General features: G+C 70.8%; 19 protein-coding genes. 12 read left to right on the top strand and 7 right to left on the bottom strand.

What is annotated here, in order from left to right; genetic code table 11:
• Positions 1-270 precede the first annotated feature (270 nt).
• Both ACWFR3_RS07660 and ACWFR3_RS07655 read left to right on the top strand, forming a co-directional pair.
• Entirely contained in the window at positions 271-1,155 is an 885-nt protein-coding gene (locus ACWFR3_RS07660) for a DeoR/GlpR family DNA-binding transcription regulator (protein WP_453733641.1), read from the top strand.
• 65 nt (positions 1,156-1,220) lie between these two features.
• The gene (locus ACWFR3_RS07655) at positions 1,221-1,709 is read left to right on the top strand and encodes an SRPBCC family protein (RefSeq protein WP_453733640.1); all 489 of its coding nucleotides are present in this window, start codon (positions 1,221-1,223) and stop codon (positions 1,707-1,709) included.
• 24 nt (positions 1,710-1,733) lie between these two features.
• Here ACWFR3_RS07655 and ACWFR3_RS07650 read toward each other — a convergent pair whose 3' ends face one another.
• Positions 1,734-2,828, bottom strand: a complete 1,095-nt coding sequence (locus ACWFR3_RS07650; protein WP_453733728.1) for a PLP-dependent cysteine synthase family protein — start codon at positions 2,826-2,828, stop codon at positions 1,734-1,736.
• 331 nt (positions 2,829-3,159) lie between these two features.
• Between ACWFR3_RS07650 and ACWFR3_RS07645 the strand changes: the two genes are divergently transcribed.
• Complete coding sequence (locus ACWFR3_RS07645) at positions 3,160-3,489, top strand: hypothetical protein (RefSeq protein WP_453733639.1); 330 nt, start codon at positions 3,160-3,162, stop codon at positions 3,487-3,489.
• A 199-nt stretch (positions 3,490-3,688) separates the two neighbouring features.
• Positions 3,689-4,228: an ATP-binding protein gene (locus tag ACWFR3_RS07640; protein ID WP_453733638.1), complete on the top strand. Its 540-nt coding sequence runs from the start codon at positions 3,689-3,691 to the stop codon at positions 4,226-4,228.
• Between the two features lie 140 nt (positions 4,229-4,368).
• Here the strand turns inward: ACWFR3_RS07640 and ACWFR3_RS07635 are convergent, their stop codons facing one another.
• Genes ACWFR3_RS07635 through ACWFR3_RS07625 form a run of 3 tightly spaced genes read right to left on the bottom strand, consistent with a single transcriptional unit; the run spans position 4,369 to position 8,083 of the window.
• On the bottom strand, positions 4,369-6,939 hold the full coding sequence (locus tag ACWFR3_RS07635; RefSeq protein ID WP_453733637.1) for an ABC transporter permease: 2,571 nt from the start codon (positions 6,937-6,939) through the stop codon (positions 4,369-4,371).
• The gene (locus tag ACWFR3_RS07630; RefSeq protein ID WP_453733636.1) at positions 6,936-7,787 is read right to left on the bottom strand and encodes an ABC transporter ATP-binding protein; all 852 of its coding nucleotides are present in this window, start codon (positions 7,785-7,787) and stop codon (positions 6,936-6,938) included. Before ACWFR3_RS07630 ends, ACWFR3_RS07635 begins: the two co-directional genes overlap by 4 nt.
• Positions 7,784-8,083, bottom strand: a complete 300-nt coding sequence (locus ACWFR3_RS07625) for an SHOCT domain-containing protein (protein WP_453733635.1) — start codon at positions 8,081-8,083, stop codon at positions 7,784-7,786. The genes ACWFR3_RS07630 and ACWFR3_RS07625 overlap by 4 nt, the downstream gene beginning before the upstream one ends.
• A 279-nt stretch (positions 8,084-8,362) precedes the next feature.
• On the opposite strand from ACWFR3_RS07625, the gene ACWFR3_RS07620 reads away from it, so the two are divergent.
• From ACWFR3_RS07620 to ACWFR3_RS07605, 4 genes are read left to right on the top strand one after another with little or no spacing between them, the layout of a single operon-like run.
• Positions 8,363-8,935 carry a TetR/AcrR family transcriptional regulator gene (locus ACWFR3_RS07620; protein WP_453733634.1) on the top strand — a complete coding sequence of 191 codons (573 nt, stop codon included), beginning with the start codon at positions 8,363-8,365 and terminating at the stop codon, positions 8,933-8,935.
• A gap of 15 nt (positions 8,936-8,950) precedes the next feature.
• Positions 8,951-9,403, top strand: a complete 453-nt coding sequence (locus tag ACWFR3_RS07615; RefSeq protein WP_453733633.1) for a (R)-mandelonitrile lyase — start codon at positions 8,951-8,953, stop codon at positions 9,401-9,403.
• 19 nt (positions 9,404-9,422) lie between these two features.
• Positions 9,423-10,022: a DUF4865 family protein gene (locus ACWFR3_RS07610; protein WP_453733632.1), complete on the top strand. Its 600-nt coding sequence runs from the start codon at positions 9,423-9,425 to the stop codon at positions 10,020-10,022.
• Positions 10,023-10,066: 44 nt separating this feature from the next.
• Positions 10,067-11,011, top strand: coding sequence for a phosphotriesterase family protein (locus tag ACWFR3_RS07605; protein WP_453733727.1), 945 nt, complete (start codon positions 10,067-10,069; stop codon positions 11,009-11,011).
• Between the two features lie 8 nt (positions 11,012-11,019).
• Here the strand turns inward: ACWFR3_RS07605 and ACWFR3_RS07600 are convergent, their stop codons facing one another.
• Positions 11,020-11,889: an alpha/beta fold hydrolase gene (locus tag ACWFR3_RS07600; RefSeq protein WP_453733631.1), complete on the bottom strand. Its 870-nt coding sequence runs from the start codon at positions 11,887-11,889 to the stop codon at positions 11,020-11,022.
• Between the two features lie 155 nt (positions 11,890-12,044).
• Here ACWFR3_RS07600 and ACWFR3_RS07595 point away from each other — a divergent pair, with 155 nt between their 5' ends.
• Together ACWFR3_RS07595 and ACWFR3_RS07590 are read left to right on the top strand one after the other, a co-directional pair.
• Positions 12,045-12,641 (top strand): TetR/AcrR family transcriptional regulator, encoded by a 597-nt coding sequence (locus tag ACWFR3_RS07595; RefSeq protein ID WP_453733630.1) that lies wholly within the window; start codon positions 12,045-12,047, stop codon positions 12,639-12,641.
• A gap of 234 nt (positions 12,642-12,875) precedes the next feature.
• Entirely contained in the window at positions 12,876-14,087 is a 1,212-nt protein-coding gene (locus ACWFR3_RS07590; RefSeq protein ID WP_453733629.1) for an MFS transporter, read from the top strand.
• On the opposite strand, the gene ACWFR3_RS07585 is transcribed toward ACWFR3_RS07590, so the two are convergent.
• Positions 14,084-15,316, bottom strand: a complete 1,233-nt coding sequence (locus tag ACWFR3_RS07585; protein ID WP_453733628.1) for an ROK family protein — start codon at positions 15,314-15,316, stop codon at positions 14,084-14,086. The two genes, ACWFR3_RS07590 and ACWFR3_RS07585, sit on opposite strands and share 4 nt — an antisense overlap.
• A gap of 200 nt (positions 15,317-15,516) precedes the next feature.
• Here ACWFR3_RS07585 and ACWFR3_RS07580 point away from each other — a divergent pair, with 200 nt between their 5' ends.
• Positions 15,517-16,707, top strand: a complete 1,191-nt coding sequence (locus tag ACWFR3_RS07580; protein WP_453733627.1) for an MFS transporter — start codon at positions 15,517-15,519, stop codon at positions 16,705-16,707.
• Between the two features lie 289 nt (positions 16,708-16,996).
• The gene (locus ACWFR3_RS07575; protein WP_453733626.1) at positions 16,997-17,614 is read left to right on the top strand and encodes a phosphatase PAP2 family protein; all 618 of its coding nucleotides are present in this window, start codon (positions 16,997-16,999) and stop codon (positions 17,612-17,614) included.
• Between the two features lie 47 nt (positions 17,615-17,661).
• Here the strand turns inward: ACWFR3_RS07575 and ACWFR3_RS07570 are convergent, their stop codons facing one another.
• Complete coding sequence (locus tag ACWFR3_RS07570; protein ID WP_453733726.1) at positions 17,662-18,990, bottom strand: glutamate-1-semialdehyde 2,1-aminomutase; 1,329 nt, start codon at positions 18,988-18,990, stop codon at positions 17,662-17,664.
• Between the last annotated feature and the right edge of the window lie 6 nt (positions 18,991-18,996).

Here is an 18,996-nt window from a genome sequence, read left to right as displayed (position 1 = left end):
GGTGCCCCCCACTCCGTGCACGAGGAGTTCGAGAGCCGTCTCTTCTCTTCTGTCTGCTGCCACCGTTCCGCTTCCCCCGAATGTGCGCGTGGTCAGGCAAGTAGGATCTCCGCTCACGGCCCCGCCCACACTTCTCGTCACGTAATCTCCCCGTTCCGGGTGAACGCACGGCGTCGGGCGGTGGGCCGCCCGTCAGTGGCGCGTGCGAGGATGAGGCAGCGCATTTGACGGGCGCGACGGGTGTGACGAGGCAGAAGGGCCGGGACGGACGTGAGCGAGAATCAGAACCTCCTCGCGGAGCAGCGCCGTGCCTTGATCCTCGACGAGGTACGCCGCCGGGGCGGGGTCCGCGTCAATGAACTGACCCGCAAACTGGGCGTCTCGGACATGACGGTCCGCCGTGATCTCGACGCCCTCGCCCGCCAGGGTGTCCTGGAGAAGGTGCACGGCGGCGCCGTCCCCGTGGTCGAGGCGAGCACGCACGAGCCGGGGTTCGAGGCGAAGTCGGGCCTGGAGCTGAACGCCAAGGAGGACATCGCGCGCACCGCGGCCTCCCTGGTGGCGCCGGGCACGGCGATCGCGCTCTCCGGCGGCACGACGACGTATGCGCTGGCCCATCATCTGCTCGACGTGCCGGACCTGACGGTGGTGACGAACTCGGTGCGGGTCGCGGACGTCTTCCACTCCGCGCAGCGCTCGTCCGGCCGGCGCCAGGGCGCGGCCACCGTGGTCCTCACCGGCGGGGTGCGCACTCCCTCGGACTCGCTGGTCGGCCCGGTCGCCGACCAGGCCATCGGCGCGCTGCACTTCGACGTGCTCTTCCTGGGTGTGCACGGCATATCGGCGGAGGCCGGCCTGTCCACGCCGAACCTCGCGGAGGCGGAGACCAACCGGCGTCTGGTGCAGTCGGCGCGGCGGGTCATCGTGGTCGCCGACCACACCAAGTGGGGCACGGTGGGCCTCAGTTCGTTCGCCACCCTGGAACAGGTCGACACGCTCGTGACGGATGCCGGGCTGCCGACGGAGGCGCGGACGGAGATCTCCGAGCATCTGCGGCGCCTGGTGGTCACGGACGAGCCCGCGGAGCCGGGTCCGGACAGCCGGGGACATGTCTCAGAACAGGTGGATAACGCCGGGGGCACCGCAGACATCTGACGGCCCGCCAGCTATGGTTGACCGTGGCTGGTCAACCACCCGATTCCGCTTGGGGGCTGAGTTCGATGGCACGCCGACTGAGGCCCGTGGGGCTCGAGTTCGTCGAGACCGCTCCGTTGCGTCTGGTCTTCGCCCGCGAGGTGAGCGCGCCCCCGGAAACGGTGTACCGCGCCCTCGCCGACGACACGGCCGGCTGGCCCGAATGGTTCACGGCGGTCACGCTGTGCCGGCCCACCGACGGGGCGGACGGCGCCAAGGGCCGCGAGGTCCGGCTCAAGGGCGGCACACGCTTCTGGGAGACGATCGTGGCGGCCGAGCCGGCCGAGCGATACGCCTACCGCGTCGACGAGTCGAACGCGCCGGGCCTGCGCGCCCTCCTTGAGGAGTGGCGGCTCACCCCGGCCGGGACCGGCACCCGCGTGCAGTGGACGTTCGCCGCGGACGGCGCCGCACCCTTCCGCTTCGCCCTCACGCTCGGCAGGGCCGGGATGGGCCGGGCCTTCCGCGACGCCGTCACGGCCCTCGACCGGCGCCTCGCCGCGGCCAACGCCTGATCCCCGCAGGGCCGTCGGGGGCTGCTAGGTCCAAGTGCCGGTCGCGAGGAGCGACTTGATGGCAGCCGCGTACGGCGCGATGTCCAGACCCTGTTCGGCCAGCCACGCGTCCGAGTAGTACTTGTCCAGATAGCGGTCGCCCGGGTCGCAGATGAGGGTGACGACGCTGCCGGTGCGGCCCGCCGCCACCATCTCGGCGACGATCTTCAAGGAGCTCCACAGTCCGGTTCCGGTCGAGCCGCCCGCCTTGCGGCCGATCGCCTGCTCCAGGGCCCGCACGGCGGCGACGCTCGCCGCGTCCGGCACCTTCATCATGCGGTCGATCGCGCCGGGCACGAAGCTCGGCTCCATCCGGGGCCTGCCGATGCCCTCGATGCGGGAGCCGCAGTCGCTGGTGGCGTCCGGGTCGTGGTTGGTCCAGCCGTCGAAGAAGCACGAGTTCTCGGGGTCGGCGACGCACAGCCGGGTGTCGTACTGCATGTAGTGGACGTAGCGGGCGATGGTCGCCGACGTGCCGCCCGTGCCCGCCGTGGCGACGATCCACGCGGGTTCCGGATAGCGCTCGAGACGCATCTGCTGGTAGATCGATTCGGCGATGTTGTTGTTGCCGCGCCAGTCCGTGGCCCGTTCCGCGTAGGTGAACTGGTCCATGTAGTGCCCGCCGGTGTCGACGGCGAGGGCGGCGGACTCGGCGTACATCATGCGCGAGTCGTCCACGAAGTGACACTGACCGCCGTGGAATTCGATCAGTCGGCACTTCTCGGCGCTGGTCGTGCGGGGCATCACCGCGATGAAGGGCACCCCGATCAGCTTCGCGAAGTACGCCTCGGAGACGGCCGTCGAGCCGCTGGAGGCCTCGATGACCGGGCGCCCCGGCCGGATCCAGCCGTTGCAGAGGCCGTAGAGGAACAGCGAGCGGGCGAGCCGGTGCTTGAGGCTGCCGGTCGGGTGGGTCGACTCGTCCTTGAGGTACAGGTCGATGCCCCACTGCTCCGGCAGGGGGAAACGCAGCAGATGTGTGTCGGCCGAGCGGTTGGCGTCGGCCTGGACCTTGCGTACGGCTTCATTGAGCCAGGCCCGGTACTCCGAATCGCTGCGGTCCACGTCGAGCGTGGCCATCGGCTCATCGGCTTGATCCTGCTGTGTGGTGCTCACCGCGCGGCTCCTTGGGCGTCAACCTGGCCGCGCTCGCAGCGGGCCGGACACTTCGATCATAGGCACCTTGCGCACGCTCCTCACCTGCATAAACACACCTTTGAGACCCTCAAAGGAACACCTGGCCCAGCGGACTGACCAAGCGGCACGGCACACTGTGAAGTTGACGGCGTCCATTTGTGACCACGTCTTCATACGCACTGGTGCTCGACGCCCTGTGCGTGCAGACTGCACCGCACGGGACGGCGGTCTCGTACGGAACGACCAACCGAATCGCTCAAGGGGGCGGAACGTCATGGCGGAGCCGGATTTCACGGCCACGGGCGTGCGGATCGGACGACGGTTGCGCTCTCTCACCCGGGCCGGTCAAATCCGCATCACGGACGGCAGGTTCGAGCTGCTGACGAGTTACGGCCGGGAAATCGACAGCGCGCCGGTCCAGACGGTGCGGGCCGGAAAGCCGTGGTTCGCCGCCGACGACCGCGCCCTCGCCGAACTGAACGGCACGCGCTACCGGCTCACCCTCGCCGAGCACGAGCCGGCACCCGGCAAGTCCGGACCGCCCACGGTAGGCAAGTTCATCGACGCGGTTCGCCGGGCCGGAGGCCACAGGGCACGCGTCTGAGGGACCCGTGAGCTCCCGGGGTGCGGTGCGAGTTGCATGCCCGCGCCCCCTGAGTCACTCTGGTGTCACATCACTCTGGGTTCATCGGCGATGACGCTGCGAACCAGCCCGCCGGCACCAACAGCAGCCGGCAGACCCCGCGGCCGCTGCTGAATCCGATCGTCGCCTTCTTCCGGACGCAATTCGGGGAGTCGCAACCGTGATCAGCCAGCCAAGCAGGTATTGCACGGTAGAGCTGCAGGCTCTGCCGTCGCGGATCGGCCAGGTCCGCAGAATCGTATCGGCGCAGTTGCGCTACTGGCATCTCGATCCATTGATAGACCAGGCCGCGCTCGGCGTGACCGAGCTCCTGACCAACGTGCACCGGCATGCACAGCCGGACAAGGTGTGCACCGTGGAGATCGAGCTGCTGCTCGACCGCCTCACGGTCTCCGTGCACGATCACGACCCGCGGCTGCCCGAGGTGCGCGACGCGGAGCCGTTCGAGACGTGCGGACGCGGGCTCGCCATGGTCGCCGCGGTCAGCGAGAGCTGGGGGGTGCGCCCCCACGGTGACACGGGCAAAGTCGTCTGGTTCACCCTTCCGGCCCCTGCGCCTGCCGTCGCACTGCCGTCCACGTACCCGGCGTACGGCGCGGCCACGTCCGGCCCCTTCGCGGGCCTGGGCGCCGGACCGCAGTCGCTCGCCGACGGGCACGCGCCCGGACATGCTCCCGCCCGGTCGGCCGTTGTCGGCTGACCGGGCGGTGACAGGCTCCGCGCGGAGGGCTGTACCGGGCTCCGCGCGGCGGGCAGTGTCGGGCTCCGTGCAGCGAGCGGTGTCGGACTCCGTCGACCGGGAGCCGAACGTCACTGCGCCCTACGTCGCTGCGTCCTACGTCACTCGGTGGCGATGGCACGCAGCACGTCCAGGCGTGCGGCCCGTCGTGCCGGACGCAGACCCGCGAGGGCTCCCGCCGCCAGGCCCACCAGGACGACCACCGCCAGTTGCACGGGCGGCACCGCGAACGCGAAGGCACTGCTCGTCGCGCCGTCCGAGGCCTTGACGAGGACCCAGCCGAGGAAGCCGCCGAGCGCGAGGCCACCGGCCGTGCCGAAGGCGGCGACAAGCACCGACTCCCAGCGGACCATGGCCCGCATCTGAGCCCTGGTCTGGCCGACGGCACGCAGCAGGCCCAGCTCGCGGGTCCGTTCGTGGATCGCGAGGGTCAGCGTGTTGGCGATGCCGAGCAGCGCGATCAGGACCGCGAGCGCCAGCAGCGCGTAGACGAGGGTCAGCATCATGTCGATGCCGCCCGCCGCGGACTGCGCATACTCGCTGCGGGTCTGCACATCCGGATTGCCGTACTTCTGCGCGATCCCGGAGACCGCCGCCTTGCCGTCGTCCGCGCTCACCCCGTCCTTGAAGGTGACGGAGATGAGGCTGTCGGCGTCCTGCATGCGGTGCGACGCCCAGGCCTCACGGGTGATGACGTAGTCCCCCGCGAGCTCCGACCTGCCGTACACCGCGCGGACGGTGAAGGTGTCTTTCTGCCCGTCGGCGAAGGCGAGTTCGGCCTTGGAGCCGACCTTGAGGTCCTGCTTGCCGGCCTCCTCGCGGGTGATCGCGATGCCGTCGGTGCCCAGGCCCTTCAGCGAGCCTTCGACCTTGCCGAGGTCGAAGGACTTGGCGAACGGGGCCGGGTCGGTGACGGTCAGTGCGCGCCCCTCCCCCTCGACCTCCGCCGCCCCCTTGCCGAGGCCGACCGCGGTCGCGACCTCGGGCTGCTCGGCGAGCGCGGGGGCCAGCTTGGGGCTGAGGCCGCTGCCGCCCGCGCCGAAGCCGGGGGTGCTGATGGCGAGGTCGCCGGCGAAGGAGCGGTTCACCGTCTGGTCCATGGTCGCCTTCAGCGAGGCGCCGAAGACGGTGAAGAGCGAGACGACGGCGACGCCGATCATCAGGGCGCTCGCGGTGGCGGCGGTGCGCTTGGGACTGCGCAGGGCGTTGCGCCGGGCGAGCCCGCCCGTGACGCCGCGCAGCCGGTCCAGGGGCCCGCCGAGTATGCGTACCGCCCGCGAGGACGCGACGGGCCCGAGCACGACGAACGCGGCGAGCGCGAGAACCGCCCCGGCGCCGGCCAGCCACACGGACGGGCTGACCAGGACCCCGGTCAGTGAGAGGCCCACGGCGGCGAGCGCGAGGACCGTGCCCGACACGGCACGTTCCCGCGATGCCCCGGAGTGGTCGACCGCGGTCTCGCGCAGTGCGGCGAGCGGCGCGGTACGCCCGGCGCGGACGGCGGGCAGCACGGCCGAGCCAAGGCAGACCACGATGCCGACGGCGAGCGGCAGCAGCATCGACAGGGGGCTGATCACCAAGTCGCCCTCGGGGAAGGGGAAACCGATGGCCGGGAAGAGCGCCTGGAGTCCGGCCGCGATCCCGATGCCGCCCGCGAGACCGGCGGCGGACGCCACCACGGCCACCACGCTCGCCTCGATGAGGGTGGCCGCGGTGACCTGCCGGCGCGAGGCTCCGAGGGCGCGCAGGAGGGCGTTCTCGCGGGTGCGCTGGGCGACGACGATCGCGAAGGTGTTGTGGATGCTGAACGTCGCGACGAGCAGGGCGATACCGGAGAAGACGAGCAGGAAGCTGGTGAAGAGCGTGAGGAACTGCCCGGAGAGGTTCTCGGTGTTCTCCGCGGCCGACGCCTCGCCGGTGACCGCCTCAACTCCCGCGGGCAGCACGGGACTCAGTGCGTCGACGAGTTCCTGCTCGCTCGTGCCGGGACCGGCCCGCACCTGGATGGACGCGGCCTCGCCGGGCTTGGGCGTGAGGTACTTCTCCGCGTCGGCCAGTGTCATGCCGGTGAAGGTGGTCTGCGCCATGCCGTCCTCGCCGCCGAAGGTCGCAAGGCCCACGATCGTCACCTTGACGGGGTCGGGGGTGCGCAGGGTGGTCGTGTCGCCGATCTTCAGGTCGCCGGCTTCGGCCGCTCCCCGGTTGACGACGACTTCACCGGACTTGGCGGGGGCGCGCCCTTCGGCCAGTCGGTAGGCGTTCAGCGCGCGATCATCGATCCAGTTGCCGGCCAGGGTGGGCGGGCCTTCGCCGCCGATGGGTTCCCTGTCCTTGCCGAGGAGTTGACCGGCGCCCTGGATGGCGGGCGCGGCGGCGGCCACCCCGTCGGTCTGCTCGATCTTCTCGACGAGCGAGGTCTTGACGGGCTGCCGGGTGCCCTGGTTGTCGTCGGGGGTGGTGATGGTGTCGGCGCTGCGGACGACGGCGTCGGTGCCGCGCGTCGCATTGCCGAACATCGTGTCGAAGCTGCCGCGCAGGGTGTCACCCATGACGAGCGTGCCCGCAAGGAAGGCGACACCGAGCATGACGGCGAGGAACGTACCGGCGAAGCGCCGCTTGTGGCCGCGCAGCGAGGAGAGGCTGATGCGCGCGGATGTGCTCAGGGAACTCATGACGGCCCTCCCTTGCCGTCGGGGATGGCGGCACCGGATGCGGCGGTACCGGAGGTGCCGGCACCGGATGCGGCGGGGGTCTTCGTGTCGAAGGCCTTGAGCCGGTCGAGAACCCTGTCGGCGGTCGGGTCCGCCATCGTGTCCACGAGGCGGCCATCGGCCAGGAAGACGACCTCGTCCGCGTGGGCGGCGGCGACCGGGTCGTGGGTGACCATGACGACGGTACGGTCCATCTGCCGCACCGCACGGCCCAGCAGACGCAGGACTTCCTCGCCGGAGCGCGAGTCGAGGTTGCCGGTCGGTTCGTCGGCGAAGACGACGTCGGGGCGGCCCGCGAACGCCCTTGCCACGGCGACGCGTTGCTGCTGTCCGCCGGAGAGTTCGGCGGGCCGGTGGTGGAGTCGGTCGCGCAGCCCCACCACGTCGATGAGGGCGTCGGTCCACTCCGCCGACGCGGCGTCGCCGCGCTTTCCGGCGAGGTCCATCGGGAGCGTGATGTTCTCGGCCACGGTCAGCGTCGGCACCAGGTTGAAGGCCTGGAAGACGAAGCCGATGCGGTCACGGCGCAGCAGCGTGAGGCGGCGGTCGTCGAGCGCGCCCAACTCGGTGCCGCCGATGTGCGCGGCTCCCGAGGTGAGGGTGTCGAGGCCCGCGGCGCAGTGCATCAAGGTGGACTTGCCCGAGCCCGACGGGCCCATGATCGCGGTGAAGCGTCCGGCGGGAAAGCCGACGCTCACCCCGTCCAGGGCCCGTACGGCGGTGTCGCCGCTGCCGTAGACCTTGACGGCGTCGGTGACGCGGGCGGCGTCGAGGGTGGTGGTGCCGCGGTGTCCGGTCGCGGTGGTCATGCCGCACCGCCCTTGGAGGTGCGCCCGAACTCCTCGTTCAGGACGGACAGCCGCCGCCAGTACTCGTCCTCGTCGATCTCGCCGGCGGCGAAGCGACGGCCGAGCACGGCGATGGGCGACTTCTCGTCGATGCGCACGTGGTGGTCGACGCCGCCCCGCTGCCACGGCGCCCGGCGGCCTCGCCACACGGTGCGGCGCAGGAGGGTGATGCCGCCGATGACTACGGCTGCCCAGATGAGCGGGAAGAACAGGATCCACGGGCCGGGCCCGCCGTCGAAGTGAGCCAGGGTGTTCATGGTGTCCATCTCCTCGGGAGCGATCTCTGCGGTGTGTTGCGCGGTGATTTGAGACTCGCGCTCCGAGGGGGTCCGAGTCGTCGTACGGCCAGCGGCAGTGCGCGTACCACTGCGGGAGTACGCCGGGGCCTGCCGGGCTGCTCCCACGGGGGCAACCCACTGGCCGGACGCCTGTACCTACCAGTACGTCTGTACCTGCCGAGCGTCTGTACCTACCAGTACGTCTGGACTTACCGGTACACCTGAACCCCTGTACCTACTAGTATGTACAGTACGGTCATGAGCACCCCGGAGCGCCTGATCGAATCCACCCGCGAACTCCTGTGGGAGCGCGGCTACGTCGGCACGAGCCCCAAGGCGATCCAGCAGCACGCGGGCGCGGGCCAGGGCAGCATGTACCACCACTTCGCCGGGAAACCGGACCTCGCGCTCGCCGCGATCCGGCGCACGGCCGACGAAATGCGCGCCACCGCCGAGGGAGTCCTCGGCGGCACAGGAACGGCGTACGAACGCATCGAGGCGTATCTGCTGCGCGAGCGCGACGTGCTGCGGGGCTGCCCGGTCGGGCGGCTGACGATGGACCCAGACGTCGTCGCGAGCGACGAGCTGCGCGCGCCCGTGACCGAGACGCTCGACTGGCTGCGGGGCCGGATCGCCGGAATCGTCGAAGAGGGCCAGGAGCGCGGCGAGTTCGCGTCCGCGCTAGACGCTCGGTCGATCGCGGCGACGGTCGTCGCGACGGTCCAGGGCGGCTATGTACTGGCCCGTGCGTCGGGGTCGCCCGCGGCTTTCGACACCGGCGTACAAGGCTTGCTCGCCCTGCTCTTCGCCGCCACCACCCCTTCTGCGTAAAGGACTTGAAGAGCCGTGCACATCACCCGCAATCGCCCCGAGAGCCAGCCGGGCCCCGCAAAGAACTTCACGGGCACGGTGTGGCTGGAGGAGATCGCCGCGCCGCCGGCCCCCTCCCGGCTGCGCATGTTCAACGTCCGCTTCGCGCCCGGAGCGCACACCGCATGGCACCGCCACCCGCACGGGCAGGTCCTGCATGTCGTGGCGGGCGAGGGTCTGGTGCAGCGCAAGGGCGGTACGCCGGAGACGATCCGCGCGGGCGACACCGTATGGATCGAGCCGGACGAATGGCACTGGCACGGCGCCGCGCCCCGCACCTTCATGACGCATCTGGCGATCGTCGAGGCGGCGGACGACGGTACGACCACCCACTGGGACGCACACGTGGGCGCGGACGAGTACCCGGCGACGGACGAGTACGCGGCGACCGACCAGCATCCGGCGACCGACGAACACCCGGCGGCTTGAGCGCGAGGAGCGAACCATCATGCACGCGATGCAGTACGAGATCACGCTGCCGGCCGACTACGACATGGGCATCATCCGCGACCGCGTGGCGGCCAAGGGTCACCTACTCGACGACTACCCCGGCCTCGGCGCCAAGGCGTACCTGGTCCGGGAGCGCGGCGTGGACGACTCCCCCGTGAACCAGTACGCGCCGTTCTACCTCTGGAACACCCCCGAGGGCATGAACTCCTTCCTCTGGGGTCCCGGCTTCCAGGGCATCGTCGACGACTTCGGACGGCCGGAGGTGCAGCACTGGACGGGCCTGGCGTTCGCGGAGGGGGCAGCGTGGGCAGCGTCGGGGACGGGAGCTCCCGCGAAGTCCGCGATACGACGCCGTACACGCATCCCGGCCCCCACGCATCTGGGCGGCCTGGCAGCAGAACTGGCGCATGAGGCAAGCAGGCTGGCACAGCGGGATGGCGCGATCTACGCGGCGACGGCCATCGATCCCCGCACCTGGGAGGCGCTGCACTTCTCCGTCTGGGACCACGACGCCCCCAAGGGTCCGGGGGACGTGTTCCAGGTGCTGCACGTATCCGCTCCGGAGCGGGAACTGCTCCCCCGGGGCCGGCAATGGTGAGCGCACAGAACACACCCCGAACCCCGACCACACCCCAAACGCCGATCACTACCCGCACGGTCAACACAGCCCGCACGGCCCGCACAGTCCGCACAGTCCTCGGAGACACGGAGCCATCGGAACTCGGCACCTGCGACGCCCACGAACACCTGTTCCTGACGAGCCCTCAACTCCCCGGACAGGAGCTGGATTCAGCCACGTCCGCGGCACAGGAGCTGGCGGCATTCCGGACGGCCGGCGGCGAGAGCGTGATCCAGTGGACGCCGCACGGGATGGGCCGCAGGGCGGGAGACCTGCCCGAGCTCTCCCGAACGTCAGGCGTACGCATCGTCGCCGCCACGGGGCTCCATCAAGCAGCGAATTACACACCGGAGTTGCTGGCCCGCCTCCGTGCCGAGGGACTCGCGGACCTCTTCGTGAGGGAGTTGACGGAGGGCATCGCCGACACCGGCGTACGGGCAGGTCTCATCAAAGCCGCGGGCGGCTTCCACGGCCTGGACGCGCACGCCCGCTGGACGATGCGGGCCGCAGCCGAAGCCCACCACGCGACGGGTGCGGCCATCGCGGTCCACCTGGAACTGGGCACAGGCGCACTGGACGTAATCGACCTGCTGTGCGGAGAGTTGCACGTCCCGCCCGGCCGCCTGGTCCTCGGACACCTGAACCGCTCCCCCGACCTCGCCATTCATCACCAGGCCGCCGAAGCCGGCGCATACCTGGCCTTCGACGGCCCTTCACGCGCCCACCACGCCACGGACTGGCGCATGCCGGAAGCGGTGCGTTCCCTGACCGAGGCCGGCTTCGCCGGTCAACTGCTCCTGGGCGGCGACACAACGACGGCAGGCGCCCGCGCGGTGAACGGCGGCCCGGGACTGCCGCACTTGCTGCGCAGGGTGCGGCCACGGCTCGAACTCGCCGTGGGCAAGGACGTGGTGGAGCGGATCCTCATCGAGAATCCGGGGCGGGCGTTCGCGGCGGGGTGGACTTAGGGAGGGGCTTAGGGAGTGGGCTTAGGGAGGGGCGCTTGGACCGGCGCGGCCCCGAAGTCCGCCGCCAAGTGCGAGAGCAGCCGCGCCGGTGCGTCCTCCTGGATGGTGTGGCCCGCGTTGTCCACCCAGGTCAGGTCGGCGTGGGGGATACGGGTGCGGAGGAAATCGGCGAACTCCGGTGGGAGCAGGCGGTCTTCGCGGGCCCAGATGATGCGGGTCGGCACGGTCACCTCGCCTAGGAGAGGTTCGAGTTCGTCAGTTTGTGACTGTGCGAACTGGCGGTACTGGCGGTAGAACGCCGCCTGCCCTTCGGTGCCGCGCCAGGGGTCGATGTACGCGTCCAGGACGCCCGGCCCGTAGCCGGTGTGCGTGGCGTGGCGGAGGTGGCTGGCCACCAGCGCTTCGTGGGCGTAGGCGGGGAGTTGCTCGAATACGTGCGCGTTCTCGCGGATCAGCTTGAAGTAGCCCGTCCCCCACGCGCCGCCGCCGACCGCGTCGACCAGCGTGAGGTCCCTGTACTCCGCTCCCTCCAGGAGCAGCGCCCGCAGCGCCACCGCGCCGCCGACATCGTGCGCGACGACGCTGGGGTGGTCCATGCCGTCCGGACCCCAGTGCGCGAGCAGGCGGGCGAAGATCCTTCCCTGTGCCGCCAGGCCGACATCCTGCCCCTCCCGCTGCTCCGACTGCCCGAAGCCGAGCAGATCCCAGACGTAGACCTTGCGGGTACGGGCCAGGGCGGGGGCGATCTCGCGCCAGATGTACGACGAGAAGGGCGAGCCGTGCAGGAGGACCACTGGGTCCCCCTCCCCGAACGACGCCCACCTCACATGGCCGTCCGGCGTCTCGAACTTCTCCCCCAACTGCCAAGGCCGCGTCATGTCGTACCTCCCGTTGGCATCAATGCGCTCCGGCATCTCGTCTCTCCCTTGTGATCGACGTTACCAGTAGAGCTCGTCTACAGGTAACTCCCGCCTAGCGGTAACTCCCATCTCACGTATTGCACTGTCCGTTCCAAAACCTGTACCGTCCTGACATGGCCCGACCGAGAACCTTCGACGAGGAACGGGCCCTGGACGCGGCGATGCACGCCTTCTGGGTGAATGGCTACGAGGCCACCTCGACCCAGGATCTGTGCGAAGCCACCGGCCTGGGCCGCAGCAGCATCTACAACACCTTCAGCAGCAAGCACGAGCTGTTCCAGCGAGCCCTGGCCCGCTACATCGACTCCATGACAGCCGTACAGGTCGAGATTCTGGAGGATGCCGGGCGCTCCCCGATGGAGCGGCTTCGGTCCCTCTTCGCGCGCATCGTCGACACCGAGTTCGAGTGCCGCGAGGACGGGCACAGCATCGGCTGTCTGACCGTCAACACGACCGTGGAGCTCGCCGGGCGCGACCCCGATTCCGCCGAACTGCTCGCACGGGACCTCTCGGTGCGGCTCGACGCCATCGGCGCCGTCATCCGCGCAGGTCAGAGCAGTGGCGAGATCGGCACCAAGCGGGACGCGGGCGACCTGGCCCGCTTCCTGAACGCCGTCATCGGCGGCATGCGGATCTCGGCACAGGGCGGTGCCGATCGCGCCACCCTGACAGTCATCGCCGAGACCGCCATGGACTCACTGGACCACTGAACCGCCGCCGACTCGGCCACTTCGCCAGCCCGGCCTCCCGACTCGGCTACTCCACCGGCCCGACCTCCCGACTCGGCCACTTCGCCGGCCGGGACTCTCAACCCGGCCTCCCCGACCGCCCCTTGGCCCCCGCTCCACTTCCGCGCGCCCTCGTATTGTACCGATCGGTCTATAACGTACGCGTGCGCCGTGCGCAGCCACCTGACCGTCAACCCAACCCCGACAGGAGCCCCCATGCCCCGCGCCGTCTACCTCCTGGCCCTCGGCATCTTCGCCATGGTGACCAGCGAGTTCGTGGTCGCCGGTCTGATGCCGCAGATGGCCGACGGACTCGACGCCACGATTCCGGAGATCGGCTACCTGATCACCGCCTTCGCCGCGGCGATGGCCTTCGGCGGCCCCTTTCTCACCATCGCACTCCTGAAAATGCGTCAGAAGACAGCCCTGCTCGTCCTGTTCGGCATCTTCCTTGCGGGCAATGTCCTCGCCGCGCTCGCTCCGGACTACCGCACCATGCTGGTGGCCCGCGTCATCACGGGCATCGCGTCGCAGGCCTTCTTCGGCGTCTCCATCTCCCTGTGCGCACGGCTGACCCGCCCCGAAGTGCGGGGCAGGGCCATCGCGGTGGCGCTCAACGGGCTGATGCTGGGTACGCTCCTCGGTCTGCCGCTCTCCACCGTCATCGGTGAACACCTGGGCTGGCGCGCCGCGTTCTGGGCCATCACCGGTCTGACCGTCATGGCCGCGCTCGCCACCCTCATCGGCGTGCCGCGCATCGAGAGCGCCGACGACGACGGCGGCAACCTCCGCCAGGAGCTCGGCGCCTTCCGGAGCCCACGGCTCTGGCTGACCCTCACCACCAGCACGTTCATCATCGGCGCGACGTTCTCCGCCTTCAGCTACCTCAACCCGATCCTCACCGAGGTGACCGGCTTCTCCACGGGCACCGTGCCCCTGCTGCTCATCGCGTACGGAGCGGCCACCGTCATCGGCAACACGATCGTCGGCCGGCTCGCCGACAAGCACACCGTGCCGGTGCTGCTCATCGGCCTGCTGCTCAATCTGGCGTTCCTCGCGGGCTTCGCCGTGTTCGCCCAACTCCCCTTCCCCGCAGTGGCGTTGATGATGGGCATCGGCCTGGTCGGCGTCACCATGAACCCGGCCCTCGTGACCCGCGTCCAGCGCACGGGCAACGCCCGGCCGCTGGTGAACACCGTCCACTCCTCGTTCATCACCCTCGGCATCATCATCGCGACGTCCGTCGGCGGACCGGCCATCGACGCCTTCGGCCTGCGGGCGCCGCTCTGGATCGGCGCCGCGCTCGCCGGACTCGGCCTGCTCACACTGCTGCCCGACCTGAAGCGGCTGCGCAACGAGCGAGCAACCCGCGATACAGGGGCAGTTGAGGCACCGAGTCCGGCCGTGAAGGAGACCGCCCGCGTCTAGCCCAGCGCCCCGAGGGGGTCGTCGAGCACCGGCTGCCAGGCCAGCTCGGCGGCCCCCACCAGGCTGTTGTGGTCCAGCGTGCAGGCCAGGATCGGTACGCCCCCGCTGCGCCCCCACAGGCTCCGGTCGGCGACGACGGCCCGCAGCCGCTCGGGGTCGGCCTCCAGAAGCGCGCGGTGCAGGCCGCCCAGGATGATGCGGTCGGGGTTGAGGATGTTCACCAGCCCCGCGAGCCCGAGACCGAGGCGGTCGATCAGCTCCTCGGCGGCCGAACGGACCGCGGGGTCGCCGCCCGCGTCCCGGAGCAGTTCGCGGGCCTGCTGCAGCAGCCCCTCCGGGCCGGGCTCGCGGCCCGCCGCCGTGAGGAAGGCCAGCGGGTCCGTCTCGACGTCCAGACAGCCGCGGCTTCCGCAGTAGCAGGGACGGCCCTCAGGATTGACGGTGAGGTGGCCGACCTCGAGCGCGAGGCCCGAACTGCCCGTGTGCAGCCGCCCGTCGAGGACGAGCGCACCGCCGACCCCCCGGTGCCCGGTCGCCACGCACAGCAGATCGCGGGCGCCGCGCCCGGCTCCGTGCCGGTGCTCGGCCAGAGCGGCGAGGTTGACGTCATTGGCGGCGAACGCCGGTCCATCGATGCCTGCGTCCCGTACGCAGTCGGCGAAGATCTGGCGTACCTGCGAGCCCGCGGGCCAGGCCAGGTGCAGCGGATTGAGGGCGGTGCCCTCCGGTTCGGCGACGGCGGACGGCACCGCGAGCCCCGCGCCCACACACCGCCTGCCGGTCTCCTCCAGCAACCGCGCACCGGCGTCGATCACCGAGCCGAGCACCTGCGCCGGGTCGGCGTCGATGGTCTCGCAGCCGGGGGCGGTGGCGACGATCCGGCCGCCGAGCCCGACGAGCGCGGCCCGGAATCCGTCGGAGTGCACCTGGGCGGCGAGGGCGACAGGACCGTCGTCCGCGATGGAAAGACCGTGCGAGGGGCGGCCCTGGGACCCCGCGGGCGCGCTCGGCTTCGCGTCGATCCTGATCAGGCCGAGCGCCTCTAGCTCGGCGGCGACGGCGCCCGCCGTGGCACGGGTGACGCCGAGTTCGGCGGTGAGTACGGCACGGGTCGGGGCGCGCCCGGTGTGCACGAGCTCAAGGGCGGGTCCGAGCACGCCGCGCCCGCGCTCCAGGCGCGTACGCGTGGACAGATCCCCCTCGGTACGGGAGGCAGCCTTGCCGTTCATGAGGGCGAGTCTCCCATGATCCGTACGCCGTCTCGCCGTTCAGTCGTCATCTGCTCGTGCACCGCTCTTCCGTTTCCCTTCCCCCGACACCCCACGGGAACCTGCCGCTGTCGCCTCACGAGAACCCTCCGACCACCGGTGACCGCCGCCTCACACGAACTGTCTTGTACGCCACGGGTGCGCACCTCTACCCTGACTTTGTGCCGCTACTAAACAAAACCACGTCCGCAGCGTCGCGGGCCACTCCCCCGGGCCTTGTCCGGCTCCGTGTCGCACTCACCGTCTTCTTCGCGCTCGACGGCTTCATCTTCGCCGGATGGGTCGTCCGTATCCCCGCCATCAAGGAACAGACCGGTGCGTCGGCGAGCGACCTCGGGCTCGCGCTGCTCGGGGTGTCCGCCGGTGCCGTGATCACGATGACGCTCACCGGACGCCTCTGCCGCCGCTTCGGCAGCCATCCGGTGACGGTCGTGTGCGGTGTGCTGCTCTCGCTGAGCGTGGCGCTGCCTCCGCTGACCCACTCGGCGACAGCCCTTGGCGCAGTGCTCCTGATCTTCGGGGCCGGTTACGGGGGCATCAATGTCGCGATGAACAGCGCCGCCGTCGACCTCGTGGCCGCCCTGCGGCGTCCGATCATGCCCAGTTTCCACGCCGCCTTCAGCCTGGGCGGCATGGCAGGCGCCGGGCTCGGCGGACTGATCGCCGGGTCCCTCTCCCCCACCCGCCACCTCCTCGGCCTCACCGTGATCGGCCTGCTCGTCACCGCCGTCGCCGGACGCGCACTCCTGCGCCTCGAAGCGCCCGCGCCCCCGGCCGACCGCCCCGACACGGACGGCACCCCCGAGCGGCTCGACGGCCGCACCCGCCGCATGGTCATCGTCTTCGGCCTCATCGCCCTCTGCACCGCCTTCGGCGAAGGCGCACTCGCCGACTGGGGCGCCCTCCACCTCGAACAGGACCTCGCCGCCCACCCCGGCATCGCCGCCGCCGGCTACTCCTGCTTCGCCCTCGCCATGACCATCGGGCGGCTCAGCGGCACCACCCTCCTCGAACGCCTCGGCCAGACCCCGATACTCGTCGCCGGCGGCACCACGGCCGCCGCAGGCATGCTCCTCGGCGCACTCGCCCCCACCGTCTGGCTCGCCCTCGTCGGCTTCGCCGTCACCGGGCTCGGGCTCGCCAACATCTTCCCCGTGGCCGTCGAGCGAGCGGGAGCGATGGCCGGGCCCAACGGTGTCGCCACCGCCTCCACCCTCGGCTACGGCGGCATGCTCCTGGGGCCGCCCGCCATCGGCTTCATGGCCGACTGGTTCACCCTGCCCATCGCCCTCACCAGCGTGGCCGTACTCGCGGGCCTCGCCGCGCTGATCGGGCTCACGGCCCGTCGATGACGAAATGCGGCAGGCTTCGGCGCTGCCTGTCCGACTCCAATGTGCCGGGACCGGTTGTTGGTTAGGGTGAAGGTCCGACTGGGTGTTCGGGTCTTGGGCAGGGGAAGCAGGAGGCCGCTGATTCATGGTTGCTCACCGGTCGGACGAAGGTCCGCGCCCTGGCCCTGCCGCAGGGGATCAAGATCCGGAACACCATTTACCGGTCACGGCCGGATCCCGCCGGTCGCCCGGAGACGGTGAGCGTGCCACCGGCCGGTCGCCCGCCGCGGTACTGCCTGCGCCGCTGCGCGTGTGGCTCGGGCTGATCGCCCTCCTCGCCGCGTCGGCGGTCGTCGTGCTCGGGGTGATGTACGCGGGCCACACCCAGTCCGGCACAGTCGACAGGTGGTTCATCCAGCCCACGGACGACAGCGTGGGGCGGCCGTGGCGGTACGTCGCCCTGGCCACGGACTTCCTCGCGGAGCCCGCCGGAGCGGCGATCCTTGTCGTGGCCGCGGTGGCGGGCTGCCTGCTGCTCCGGCGACCTCGTACGGCAGTGCTCGTCGTTGTCGGCGCCGGTCTGACGGTGGTGACGGCGACCCTGCTCAAGTCCCTGGTGGGACGCACCATCCACGGCCCCGACAACCTGTCCTACCCGAGCGGGCACACCGCCTTCCTCACGGCGCTCGCCCTCATCGCGGCGCTGCTCGCCACCAGCCTGCTGGGCCTCGGCAGGACGGCCGGCATGCTGCTCGTGCTCGCCGCCGTGCTGATTGCCGGCGCCGCCATGGGCTGGGCGCAGGTCGCTCTGGGCGCGCACTACCCCACCGACATCCTCGGCGGCTGGTGCACGGCGCTGGCCGTGGTGCCGGTGACCGCCTGGCTGATCGACCGGGTGGCCGTCAGCGGCCCCTGGAAGCGCCTCTGACGTCACCTCACCTCACGGCCCGACCTCACCTCACGCGAAACCTCACGTCACGCGAAGGGCCGGAAGACCGGCTTCACCGGTCGGCCCGCCAGCCAGGGAGTGGGGTCACCGGCGTCAAGTGCCTTGCGGTACACCGCACATGCCTGGCCCACCACGTCCACGGTGCGCTCGATGTCGGCGTCGTCGAGCGCGCTGCTCACCACGAACGACGGGGCGAGCACCCCGCCCGCGAGCAGCTGGCGCAGGAACAGCGTGCGGTACTGCTGCGACGGCTGCCCGTACTCGTCGAGGGTGGCGAAGACCAGGTTGCTGGCCCGGCCCCGGACCACGACGTGCTCCCCGACGCCCATGCTGGCCGCGACCTCGCGCACACCGGCGGCCAACCGCTCGCCGAGGGCGTGCAGGCGCGCGGTGACGCCCTCCTCGGCGTAGGTGGTGAGCACGGCCATCGCCGCTGCCAGGGAGTGCGTTTCCGCACCGTGCGTGGTGGACAGCAGGAACACCCGCTCGCCGGGGTGGCGAAGCCCGCCCCGCTCCATCAGGTCGCGGCGCCCGGCGAGTGCGGAGACGGCGAAGCCGTTGCCCAGTGCCTTGCCGAACGTGGAGAGGTCGGGGGTGACGCCGTACAGGCCCTGGGCGCCCGCCTCGGACCAGCGGAAGCCGGTGATCATCTCGTCGAAGATCAGTACGCAGCCGTGCCGGTCGGCAAGTTCGCGCAGCCCCGCGAGGTAGCCGGGCGGCGGCTCGGTGTGGGTGGTGGCCGGTTCGAGGATCAGGCAGGCGACCTCGTCCCGGTACCGGGTGAGGAGTTCCTCCGTGGCGGCCAGGTCCCCGTACGGAAATGTGACGGTGAGGTCGGTGGTCGCCGCCGGGATACCGGCCGGCATCGGCGTGGTGCCGATGAACCAGTCGTCGACGGAGAAGAACGGATGGTCCCCGCAGATGGCCACCCGCGGGCGCCCGGTGACGGCGCGGGCGAGGCGTACCGCGCCGGTGGTGGCGTCGGAACCGTTCTTCGCGAACTTCACCATCTCGGCGGTCGGCACGGTGGCCAGGAAGCGTTCGGCGGCCTCGACCTCCACGACGGACGGCCGGACGAAGTTGCTGCCGCGGTCCAGTTCCCGCCGCACCGCCTCAAGCACGCGCGGGTGAGCGTGGCCGAGGCTGACCGACCGCAGTCCTGAGCCGTACTCGATGTAGCGGTTGCCGTCGACGTCCCATACGTGGGCGCCCCGGCCGTGGCTGATGACCGGGGCCAGGTCCTCGGGGTACTGGTCGTCGCCCTTGGCGTAGGTGTGCGCGCCGCCGGGAATCAGCGCGTGCAGCCGCTCGTTCGCCAGTCGCGACTTGGGGAGCTGGAACTCTTCGGTGTCCACGGCCAC

Source organism: Streptomyces sp. NPDC055189 (genome assembly GCF_053606765.1).
This window is presented reverse-complemented; position numbering and strand designations above follow the sequence as displayed.

Coding starts and splice junctions, on each gene's coding strand:
- ACWFR3_RS07600 (WP_453733631.1), bottom strand. CDS start 11,889: ATGACGCGGCCTTGGCAGTTGGGGGAGAAGTTCGAGACGCCGGACGGC.
- ACWFR3_RS07630 (WP_453733636.1), bottom strand. CDS start 7,787: ATGACCACCGCGACCGGACACCGCGGCACCACCACCCTCGACGCCGCC.
- ACWFR3_RS07595 (WP_453733630.1), top strand. CDS start 12,045: ATGGCCCGACCGAGAACCTTCGACGAGGAACGGGCCCTGGACGCGGCG.
- ACWFR3_RS07625 (WP_453733635.1), bottom strand. CDS start 8,083: ATGAACACCCTGGCTCACTTCGACGGCGGGCCCGGCCCGTGGATCCTG.
- ACWFR3_RS07590 (WP_453733629.1), top strand. CDS start 12,876: ATGCCCCGCGCCGTCTACCTCCTGGCCCTCGGCATCTTCGCCATGGTG.
- ACWFR3_RS07635 (WP_453733637.1), bottom strand. CDS start 6,939: ATGAGTTCCCTGAGCACATCCGCGCGCATCAGCCTCTCCTCGCTGCGC.
- ACWFR3_RS07655 (WP_453733640.1), top strand. CDS start 1,221: ATGGCACGCCGACTGAGGCCCGTGGGGCTCGAGTTCGTCGAGACCGCT.
- ACWFR3_RS07610 (WP_453733632.1), top strand. CDS start 9,423: ATGCACGCGATGCAGTACGAGATCACGCTGCCGGCCGACTACGACATG.
- ACWFR3_RS07585 (WP_453733628.1), bottom strand. CDS start 15,316: ATGAACGGCAAGGCTGCCTCCCGTACCGAGGGGGATCTGTCCACGCGT.
- ACWFR3_RS07650 (WP_453733728.1), bottom strand. CDS start 2,828: ATGGCCACGCTCGACGTGGACCGCAGCGATTCGGAGTACCGGGCCTGG.
- ACWFR3_RS07620 (WP_453733634.1), top strand. CDS start 8,363: ATGAGCACCCCGGAGCGCCTGATCGAATCCACCCGCGAACTCCTGTGG.
- ACWFR3_RS07645 (WP_453733639.1), top strand. CDS start 3,160: ATGGCGGAGCCGGATTTCACGGCCACGGGCGTGCGGATCGGACGACGG.